This window comes from Paraburkholderia sp. RL18-101-BIB-B (assembly GCF_046026985.1).
In the GTDB taxonomy this organism is placed as follows: Bacteria; Pseudomonadota; Gammaproteobacteria; order Burkholderiales; family Burkholderiaceae; genus Paraburkholderia.
Map to the genome: position 1 here is coordinate 23,781 of NZ_JARESV010000068.1, position 9,934 is coordinate 33,714.

Consider the following 9,934-nt stretch of genomic DNA (forward strand, 5'->3'; position numbering starts at 1 on the left):
GCGCACTGCTCGCTGGCACTCGCGGGTTACAAGGTCAAACCCGCGGCCGACCCTGCGCTCGCGGGCGACGCGGCGCCGGCCGTGCCCTTCGCGCCCCGAGGTCGAATGGACCGCCCGTCATCTCCAGGGTCCAGCCTCAGGTCTGGCACTGGCTTATCTCACGTAAGGAGAATCACATGCCTCTGGATCTCGAGAAATGGAATCCGTTCCGGTTTTTACGCTCGCACCCCGCGCAAAAAAACGAATCGGGCCACGCCGGTGCGCCGCGCACCAGTCAGCAAAGCGCACCGCAAAACGGGCAACAGACTGCCGGCACGCAAACGGGTAACGGGGTCCCGATGGCAGCCGCTGCTGCGCCGGTATCTCTTGCGCCTGCCAGCTGGCCGCTGCCTGATCCGATTCATCTGTTCGCCGAATTGATACGCGATCCGTTCGGCGGCCGTGGACTGCTCGGAAGCTGGTTCGGCGACTTCAGCGCGGGCGAGTTTCAACCGCGGATCGACGTCACCGACGAAGGCGACGCACTGCGTATCGTCGCCGAATTGCCGGGCATGACCCGCGACGACGTCGAACTCGAAGTGGTTGAAGACATGCTGATCATCAGCGGCGACAAGCGTTTCGAATCGACGAGCGAAGAACAGGGATGCTATCGGGTCGAGCGGTCGTTTGGACACTTTCAGCGCGCGGTCCCGTTGCCCGCGGGCATCGATCTCGATCGGACAGAGGCCAGATTTGAAAACGGCGTGCTGACGCTGCGCGTCCCCAAAGCAGCCGGAGAACCGGCAGCCAGGCGGCGCATCGAGATCAAATAACACCATCCGCACTCCGCGGTCATGCCTATCGTGAAACAACTCGTCAGCTTCCGCGGTCTCGATGATTTGGCCCATGCCAGCATCGAGTAGCAGATTGGCGAACTGGCCGCACACTGACCAGTTCCGTCGAAAGCGGGTGCAGATTCCGCTTTGTCAAAGCCGCCTGCACTTCCTTATCCTTCTTGAAACGCCGGGTCGCTTCGGTTTGCGAATCCGGATCGTCGCTCTTGGGGTCGAGGGGCGGCTGCCCGCCTTTTGGTGAAGCGAGTGTCATCTCGACGCCTGCGTCCTTGAACAAGTAATAAGGCGCGGCAAACTCCTCGAGCCAGAATCCGGTTTTCCGGCCCGTATCGCCGAGCTGGTCGTGTGAAGTCAGTACCACCAGGATTCTCATGACAACCTCGCGAGTCCGTTCAATTCACGTTGCAACGAGCCGAAGAGCGGTGTCATCAACCCAATTCATTCTGGCAGTATAGGCGGCTGTCAAGAGCGCTGAGGGTGCTTCCGGTTTTGGTGCTGTGTCCTTTCCCACCCCTCGACCACGTCGGTACGCAAGCGAGCCGCCCGTCGCCAGCACCCCGTCAGTATTCGATGGTGATCCGGTTGTCGACCCGCAACACACCGGGGGCAAGCCATGCGACCCGCTCGGCCTCCTCCCGCTCGGCCCACGAGCGGACCGTGCCGCGCAGGACGACCTTATTGCCTTCGGCCTCGACCGTGATGTGCTGTGCGTCGACTTCCGCGTTGCGCTTGAACGCGTCGTCGATCTTGCGCTTGAGGTCCTCGGGCTTGACCTTCGGCTTGATCTCGATCTCGTTCGTCAGGCCGGTTACGCCGCTCACCCGCAGCGCCGTGTCGGCCGCGCGGCGGCGCTGGTAGTCCCATTCGACTTCGCCCTTCAGCGTCACCTGTCCGTCCCTGACGATCGCCTTGATGGTGTCCGCCGCATAAGGCACCTCGGCCTTCAGTTGGGCAATGATCTCGCGCACGATCTCCGGATCGGGCCGCTTATTGATCAGAGGCAACCGCACCTCCATATCGTTTGCGACCCCCTTCACGCCGCGCACACGCGTCGCGTCCTCCTCGGCCTTTTGCCTTTGCCGGAAGCTGCGTGCGAAACCAGACAATGTGACCGCGCCGTCCTTGACCGCAACCCCGATATCTGATGGATCGATGTCCGGATCCCACTTCAGTTCGTACTCCACATCTCGTTTGATGTCGTCGTCGGTTCTCATCGCTGCTCCTAGTCGGTTTGTTAATGGACTAACGCGCGCGCGGGCTACGCCCTGTACCGCACGCATCCGTCCACGGTAGGGCCACGGTAGGCCGCGCGGGGAAGATTTTCTTCCCTACGCCTCCGCAGTTTTTGCGGAATGCTGCCGTACGTTCACATCTGAAAGCCGCGTAGCTGGGGCGCAGAGATCCGACACGTCTTTGCAGGAATGAGGAAGAAGTGCAACCGGCAAGAGCCTAGTCTTGATGTCATCGTCATCGTCATCGTCATCGTCATCGGGTCAGTGGTCACGTTGACGTCAGAAGGTACGCGCCGGGCGGGACATGCAAGGCTGGCTGGCACCACCGCTGCTTCGCGGCGCGGTCGACCGGCTTGCGCTGAGCTGAGCTGAGCGAGCATGAATTCAACCGTCTCGCCGCGAAAGGGTCTCGTTTTATTTCCCAGAGAAATGGAGCAAATCGGTGAGCGATCTAGTCGTTGTAAGCTTCAAAGGCGAAGAGACGGCCGACCAGGTATTGACCAAACTCCAGCAGATGCAAAAGGAGCACCTGATCGACCTTGAGGATGCCTGCATCGTGGTCCGTAGCGCGAAGGGCAAGGTACACCTCAAGCAAGCCGTCGATCTCGTCAAGATCGGCGCGCTCAGCGGCGCGGCTTGGGGCGGTATGTTTGGCGCGCTGGTTGGGCTGATGTTGCTCAATCCGCTCGTCGGGCTGGCAACGGGCATGGCCATCGGTGCTAGCACGGGCGCGTTGTCGGGCGCGCTCTCAGACTATGGAATCGATGACGATTTCATGCGTTCGACAGGCCAGAACATTGAGCCGGGTTCGTCCGCGCTCTTCATCCTCGTGCGTCGCGTGAACTTCGACAAGGTCCTGCCGGAACTGAAACCTTTCGGAGGAAAGGTATTGAAGACGTCTTTGACGAATGACCAGGAGGAACGCCTGAAGAAGGCGCTAGAGAGCCTGAACAGCAGCGGCACGACAGCATGACCACCCCTGCGCTGCATCAGGGTTGTGATCTTGAATTCTGTTGAAGTTCGCATTTGGGTCGGATCGACACCCCGACAATTACGCGGACCATACGGTGTGGACGTCGATCACATCGACGCGCAGTTCGACATTGGAGAGTGCTCACGCTTAAACTTCCGAAGACTAATATGACCGCATCTGAAGGCCGGAGAATCGAAATTCAGCAGTTGCGCAAACTGAGCGTCGACGACCGTGCTGTAGCGGACGCTTCGTCACTGGATGTGCTTCCCGCGGCAACAAGGTCGTTGAGAACACATGTGCACATGGGACAAGCGGCGGGCAAGGTCTCTTTCGGGTCGTGAGCTCCAGAGGTAGAGCAACGGACTTTTAATCCGTTGGCCACCGGTTCGAATCCAGTACGGCGCGTCCGGTGGAGAACGGTATGCAAGCAGGAAGCACCATTATTGCGGCGCTCGCAGCGGTCCTCCTGTCAGGGCTCGTCTATGTGAATTGCCCACAGATAAAATCGCTATGCGCCGAAGGCAAGACACTCGACCTAGCCATCTGTGCTGCGTATAAGGTCCAGGTCGCTTGTAACACGGAAGCGCGCCGGAAGTACAGAATGTGTGTGAAACGAACGACATGTTCCCTTTAGGTAATGCCCGCCGTTTGCGTTCGAGTTCCAAGGCGAGCACACAAAGCGCCGCCAAATCGAGAAACCTGGAGGGTATCTGTATGCCAGATCGTGCGACGGCAGAAACGCGAGCCTTTCAGGCTCGTCCAACTCAGAAGCGATCTTCGCGAGCAGCTTGTTAGGCGCGATGCCGGGGTCGAGCACGCGAGACACGTGGTGTCGAGGATCTCCTGCTTCACGCACGTGCTGATCACTCGCGCGACCCGGCAGATCAGTGACGTCGATTTGAATGTCGTCGATGCCACTATTTTCGATCTGCGTTATGAAGGTGGCGATCTCCGCCTCCGATAACCGTGATCGCATGTACGCAACGCCGCTGCAATAGCGAAATTCCGCTGGTTCCCTCATGGAGCGCAACATGACAAAGGAAAGTCGCGTCGCCCCCCGGAAGTCGAAAGTCGAGGAGCAGGAAGCGCCGATGACCCTGGACGAACAACTCGACGAAGCGCTCGAAGAGACCTTTCCTGCGAGCGATCCGATTGCTGTTCACCCCGAGCCCGAAGAACAACCTGCGAAGAAGTAGACTCAGCCGTCGTCGGTACTGGAAAGCAACAGAGCGAGCTTCTCGGACGCGCTGCAAACAACGTTTCCAGTGTGCGTAGATTTGTTCGAGGCGCCCCGACAAGTCGGAAGGTCTCACGGTAGATGTGGGTGCGACACGTGTCGCCGTCAGCCGCGCGTTATGCGGCATGCTGTAGATGGTAAGGCTCTTTTTTTCCTTGTCACAGAGCGTAAAAGCGGTACCGGTTTCTGCCCTCGTTTTCGCGTGCAACACCGTCTGCAGCTTCTGAACACTGATCGGAGTTGATAGGTTGCCCAGTCTCCAGGTCCCTCACTACATGGTGCGTTGGTCTTGAACTGAGGCCCCTTCCCTCCACCGGCATTACCCGGCTTCACCAGTACTACGGACCTCACCGTCATCGCAAGGCGACCGGCCTGTCCCTCGCGGGCATCCGGTTGGTCATCCCTGACCACGTCGAGGGACTTCCCGTGTTGCGTACGCTTTCATTGTGTACATGCTGTCGCCGACACGTTCGAGGTCTTTATCAGTGCCGAACCGCCGGTGACCCAGTGCTATCGTATGTCGCCTGGCCCCGACTTTGCCGTTATTGCGGATCTGCCTGACATGGCGGCCTGCAATGAATTTGCGAGACGGCTTTTTGAGAGGTCGTCGAACGTCCGTAATGTGCGGATGTTCTTTTCGACGCATCGGGCGAAGTTCGAGGCGAACGCCGGCCGTGAATCTTTCGAAAGCGGCAGAGTAGCTAAGGGCACGGCAGGGCCGCATCCGACCGCCGATGGAGCGATGGACCGGATGACCGCAGGATCGTGACACATCTGAGCAGAAACCGGAAAGAAGCGCACGCAGGCTATCGCTAGACTGGCCAGAGAGCGGGATCCTGTCGAAGTGATTTGACGCCGGCGCTTCGGAGCGTCTGTGGTAGCACTTTTCGAGCCGCGTCAAAAAACACAAGGAGCGAATATGACTGATACGGAAATCGCGCCCGGGGAAGCCGGGCAGCACGACGAGCAATTCCCGCTGCGCAAGCTCTTCGAACCCGTAAAGGTGGGGCCGCACAACCTGCGTCATCGTGTCGTGATGGCGCCGCTGACGCGTTCGCGCGCGAGCCGGCCAGGCAACATACCGTCGCAGCTGAACGCCTGCTATTACGCGCAGCGCGCAGCGGCCGCGCTCATCATCAGCGAGGCGACGCAGGTGTCGATGCAAGGACAAGGATATGCATGGACGCCTGGGATCCATAGTCACGAGCAGGTCGAAGGCTGGCGGCTCGTGGCGGACGCCGTGCACGAGGCGGGCGGGTTGATGTTCATGCAGCTCTGGCACGTCGGACGCATATCGCACCCCTCGTTGCAGCCCGATGAAATGCTGCCCGTCGCGCCCTCTGCGGTCCAGCCGAAAGCGGAGGCGTTCATCGAGAACGAGCGCGGCGAAGGTGTCGTCGCGCCCTGCGTCACGCCTCGCGCGCTGCAGGTCGAAGAGATGCCGTATCTCGTGCGCCAATACTTCAGGGGTGCGCGCAACGCAAAGGCTGCCGGTATGGACGGCGTCGAAGTGCACGGTGCGAACGGGTATCTGCTCGAACAGTTTCTGTTGTCCGGCACGAACCGCCGCACGGACGAATACGGCGGATCGAGCGAGCGTCGGGCCAAGCTGCTGTTCGAGGTGATCGAAACGGTTTGCGAAGTGTGGGGGCCGGAAAAGGTTGGCGTACGGCTCTCTCCTCTTGGCACCTTCAACGACATGCATGACGACGATCCCGAGGCGACCTTTTCTTACATCATCGATAAGCTCAATCGATACGGGCTGGCTTATTTGCACATCGTCAATCCTGCGCTGGCGGCGACCGGTGAGGATGTTGCTTTTATGGAGCGCGCGAAACGCATGAGCGAGATGATACGACGCACTTATCGTGGTGTGCTGATTGTCGCGGGCGGGTTCGACGGCGGCAGCGCAGAAAGATGGCTCGAGGACGGCAACGCGGACCTAATCGCGTTCGGACGACTGTTCATCGCCAATCCCGACCTGCCGGAACGCTTCCGGTCGCACGCTCGGCTCAATTCGCCGGATCCGTCCACGTTCTACGGAGGCGGCGAGCGCGGGTATACGGATTATCCGTCGCTCGCGCAGGAGCGCGGGGAGGCCCCACGGTCCGTCATCGATGGGCGGTGGAGATAGACTGTCGTTGACCGGCGAGTTCGCTGGCGTCACGCGACGATTTACGATGGCCGCCGAGCCGGCGACCGATCACGCTGAGAGGCGCACCATGGCTGTCACTACTTGGGTTGTCGTTGCCGACGGCAGCCGTGCTCGAATCTTCGAGACACCGGGACTTAAGCTGGACTTGCGGGAAATCGAAGACCTCGTCAATGTCGTCCCTGGTGGGCCCGCGCTGAGCGAGAAGGATCGCGAAAAATTCGCGAAGACCGTCGCCGACTGCGTCGAACAGGGACGGCTTCATCACCGGTATCAGCGATTACGATTTGCCGCGGAGCCGAAGTTTCTCGGAATGCTGCGCGAGCGTCTGAGCGAGGAGACGCGTCAGATGATTTTCGAAGAGATCAACGAAGATCTCTCGGCCCTCGATGCGCGCGATATCCAAGCGCACCTGCGAAGGCATTGATGGCGACCTGCCGTAGGCCACACTAAATGCGTCATCCGTTGAAAGCCCAAGGTCAAGAGCTAGATACTTCTCTCTCAGACTTTACCCTGCTTAGCTGAAACATTTCAGCCACCCCACGTCGGTGCGCATGAGCATGCGTCCGATTATTCGCTCACCTGGTTGCAGAGCTGGTCTGCGCCAGTCATCCATCGGAGTCAAGACGAGGGCCGGTGTTCTGGCTTCCGCCGTGGCTCATAGCGAGCCCCAGAAAACCATCGGTGCCAGACCGGTGTCCATGAGAGTATTCACCAATGATCGGCTTGCTGCGTTAGTGCCAGGCTCGTTTCGGCTCATGGTCTGGGCATCCCAGCTCTCGCTAATAGGGGACGGCGGGAGCGCGTAGCCCAATCACAAGACTGGGTTTTCGCCAACACATTACCGGGCTCATGGCCCCGCCGAAACTAACCGAAGCATTTCGCGACCTCAAAAGATTTCTCATCTCGCAGCATGTAGACCGGGGCCCCGCGCGAGCTTGTGCGCAAGCGCCTCCGTGGCGACCAGGGGCATGCGCCGGGCTTTCTTGCGCTCATAGAAGCGCCTCCCCTGCAGACGGGGGTATTCGTTCGATCCGTGCAAAATCTGGCGGTAGCGGCGTAAGAAAACCGCTTGCAGCAAGGCTCCCCGGCCTCACAGGCTTTTGCAACTTGACGGATTTTCAACTCGTTGATCTGAATGTGATTTTTCGTGCAAACCGCCAGAAATTGCACGGAAAGTACGAATACCCCGTCCTCAGGGGCTCGCCCATCCTAGTGGTCACAATGTCGGTGACGATCGCGGCGCAAAGCTTTCAACATGCACTGGGCATACGCTCGGCGAGGAGTCACTCGGTGACAGGGTGCGGGTAGATACAGCTTTAGCTGAAGTTCAGACGCAACTTTAATTGTGTAGCGTCGCCAACGCTCACACAACTAAAGTTGTTACTGCGGTTGTGCATCGCAAAATCTCCGGCAAACCTCCTCTCCCGCAAAGCTTCCGGGCCAAATCCCATTTCAGCTGATGTTGTAACCACGCCGTCGACGTCGGCAACTAAACCTGTAACGCAAGGCGGGATGTCAACCAAACTTGTATCGCAGTGCGCGGCGTGGGCGGCCAGACGGTCGTCGCGCGCACGGCCGGCGGCCTGTTCCGGCGCCGACGTGGGGGAAAGGTGCACCGGATGCAAGGCGCGCGGGCAGTCACAACCTTAGTTGAAATTTAGCCACAACTTCAGTTGCGTGAGCGCCCTCTTCCGGAACCGGGCATGTGTCGGCAGATGAAGGGTACATAGCTCTGACTATCTACCCCTCGCAATTCACTGCTGGCTGTGAGAACGGCTGCGCGTCATTCATCCCCGCGCTTTCCGGTCGTTTCAATCCTGATAACCGGTTTTATCAATAGCTGTACACAGTAGAAAAGTCAAAAAACTCGCGGCGCTGAAGTCACACGAACGAATTTTGCAGACATTCCAGCGAGTAAATTCGAAACGTCCGCCGTCCGCATACCTGTACGAGATTCAGTTCTCTCAATCTCCGCAGGTACCCCAGCGCCACGACGGTCGGCAAATTGGTCTCAAGATGCCGGGTACCGAATCTGTTCGAAAATTTCTCTGCGCTCGCATCGGCAATGGGTGCGGCGCACGTCCCGCGGTTCTGCTGGGCGATCACCATTTTGGCTCGAGCGTAAGGATATGGCCTTCATACGTGCCGTCGTCTTTGCTGGCGATGCGCACATGGATCTTAGACAGAAACGTGGCTGGCGTTGCAAGCCACTTCAGCACCGCCAGTTTTTCGTCCCCGCCAGAGATGTCGTTTCCAGTGTCTTCCGCCGTCAAAAGATCTTGCAACATGCCGGCGGCGAGATCAGGCACGCTCAGCAGATCGTCAAGATAACCCTTCTCCAAAAACGATTCTCCGAACCCAATAACGTCGAAACTGGGATGTGTCGCAGTAAGAGATGGACGGTAGAATTCCGGCGATACAAAGTCGCTGATGAGAGAATCGATGAAGACGCTGAACCCGGCGTTGGCCAAGGTACTGAAACGCTTGCACTATCCGCTGGACGTGATTCTGACGTGCGTGCGCTGGTACGTCGCGTATCCGCTGAGTCTGCGTCATCTTGAAGAATGATATGAACGCCTCCCACCCGTGAGCGGTGGAAGCGTAGAAGGAAAGTGGACCCCGCGGGCCGACGGCATCAGCGTGCCCAAGATGGAAGATCATGCAGATCTTCACAGGCAAACCGGAGGGTCCGAAATGAAGCATACGACAGTAGGTGTGAACATTGCAAAGAGCGTGATGCAGATCCATTGCATCGACGCGGAGACGGGCAAGATCGTGAACAAGCCGCTCAAGCGTGGAGCGTTTCTCGAGCACTTTGCAAACCGGTCGCCGTGCCTGATCGGCATGGAAGCCTGCGGCGGCTCGCAGCACTGGGCACGCAGGCTGACAGCGATGGGACATCAGGTAAAGCTCATGCCAGCGAAGTTCGTGAAGGCGTTCGTGATGGGCAACAAGAACGATGCAGCTGATGCGCGTGCGATCTGGATGGACGCGCAGCACCCGGGCAAGTCTGTCGCGCTGAAGACGGAAACGCAGCAGGCGGTGCTGGGGCTGCACCGGATGCGACAGCAACTGGTGAAGTTCCGCACGATGCGGATCAACAGCCTGCGCGGCCTGCTGACCGAGTACGGCGAAGTGATGGGCAAGGGTCGGGCGGCACTCGACAAGGCGATACCGGGTGTGCTGGAACGACTGGTCGATCGTCTGCCAACGATCCTGATCGACACGTTGCGCGAGCAGTGGAATGGGCTGATGGAACTGGATAAACAGATTGCCGGAATCGAATGGCGTCTGCAGACGTGGATGAAAGAGGATAAGGCGTGCCGGGCAATCGCTGCGATACCGGGCGTCGGCCTGCTGACAGCGACAGCAGCCGTTGCAACGATGGGAGACGCGAAGGCATTCAGGTCCGGGCGCGAGTTCGCGGCCTGGATCGGACTGGTGCCGGCGCAGACAGGATCCGGTGGCAAGGTCCAGTTGTTGGGGATCAGCAGGCGTGGCGAC

General features: G+C 59.3%; 8 protein-coding genes, 1 tRNA gene and 3 pseudogenes. 9 read left to right on the forward strand and 3 right to left on the reverse strand.

The features are described 5' to 3' along the window. Positions 1-176 precede the first annotated feature (176 nt). Positions 177-812, forward strand: coding sequence for an Hsp20/alpha crystallin family protein (locus P0D73_RS42300; RefSeq protein WP_408319959.1), 636 nt, complete (start codon positions 177-179; stop codon positions 810-812). Between the two features lie 154 nt (positions 813-966). On the opposite strand, the pseudogene P0D73_RS42305 reads toward P0D73_RS42300, so the two are convergent. Then, positions 967-1,206 (reverse strand): annotated as a pseudogene (locus P0D73_RS42305) (type 1 glutamine amidotransferase domain-containing protein); the annotation flags it as partial. A gap of 187 nt (positions 1,207-1,393) precedes the next feature. Continuing rightward, the gene (locus P0D73_RS42310; RefSeq protein ID WP_408319961.1) at positions 1,394-2,047 is read right to left on the reverse strand and encodes a BON domain-containing protein; all 654 of its coding nucleotides are present in this window, start codon (positions 2,045-2,047) and stop codon (positions 1,394-1,396) included. Positions 2,048-2,507: 460 nt separating this feature from the next. On the opposite strand from P0D73_RS42310, the gene P0D73_RS42315 reads away from it, so the two are divergent. The 6 genes and pseudogenes from P0D73_RS42315 (at position 2,508) to P0D73_RS42340 (ending at position 6,854) form a co-directional block, all read left to right on the forward strand. Next, positions 2,508-3,038 (forward strand): DUF1269 domain-containing protein, encoded by a 531-nt coding sequence (locus tag P0D73_RS42315; protein ID WP_408319963.1) that lies wholly within the window; start codon positions 2,508-2,510, stop codon positions 3,036-3,038. A gap of 332 nt (positions 3,039-3,370) precedes the next feature. Continuing rightward, positions 3,371-3,443, forward strand: a tRNA-Lys gene (locus P0D73_RS42320). 626 nt (positions 3,444-4,069) lie between these two features. After that, entirely contained in the window at positions 4,070-4,234 is a 165-nt protein-coding gene (locus P0D73_RS42325) for a hypothetical protein (RefSeq protein WP_408319965.1), read from the forward strand. A 444-nt stretch (positions 4,235-4,678) separates the two neighbouring features. Next, positions 4,679-4,945 (forward strand): annotated as a pseudogene (locus tag P0D73_RS42330) (Lrp/AsnC ligand binding domain-containing protein); the annotation flags it as partial. A gap of 249 nt (positions 4,946-5,194) precedes the next feature. Then, entirely contained in the window at positions 5,195-6,409 is a 1,215-nt protein-coding gene (locus P0D73_RS42335; RefSeq protein ID WP_408319967.1) for an alkene reductase, read from the forward strand. A 7-nt stretch (positions 6,410-6,416) separates the two neighbouring features. Then, positions 6,417-6,854: a host attachment protein gene (locus P0D73_RS42340; RefSeq protein ID WP_408319969.1), complete on the forward strand. Its 438-nt coding sequence runs from the start codon at positions 6,417-6,419 to the stop codon at positions 6,852-6,854. Positions 6,855-8,532: 1,678 nt separating this feature from the next. On the opposite strand, the gene P0D73_RS42345 is transcribed toward P0D73_RS42340, so the two are convergent. Next, positions 8,533-8,772 (reverse strand): hypothetical protein, encoded by a 240-nt coding sequence (locus tag P0D73_RS42345; RefSeq protein WP_408319971.1) that lies wholly within the window; start codon positions 8,770-8,772, stop codon positions 8,533-8,535. A gap of 100 nt (positions 8,773-8,872) precedes the next feature. Here P0D73_RS42345 and P0D73_RS42350 point away from each other — a divergent pair. Beyond that, positions 8,873-8,995 (forward strand): annotated as a pseudogene (locus P0D73_RS42350) (IS6 family transposase); the annotation flags it as partial. 129 nt (positions 8,996-9,124) lie between these two features. After that, on the forward strand, positions 9,125-9,934 hold an 810-nt coding region (locus tag P0D73_RS42355), incomplete at its 3' end, for an IS110 family RNA-guided transposase (RefSeq protein WP_408319973.1).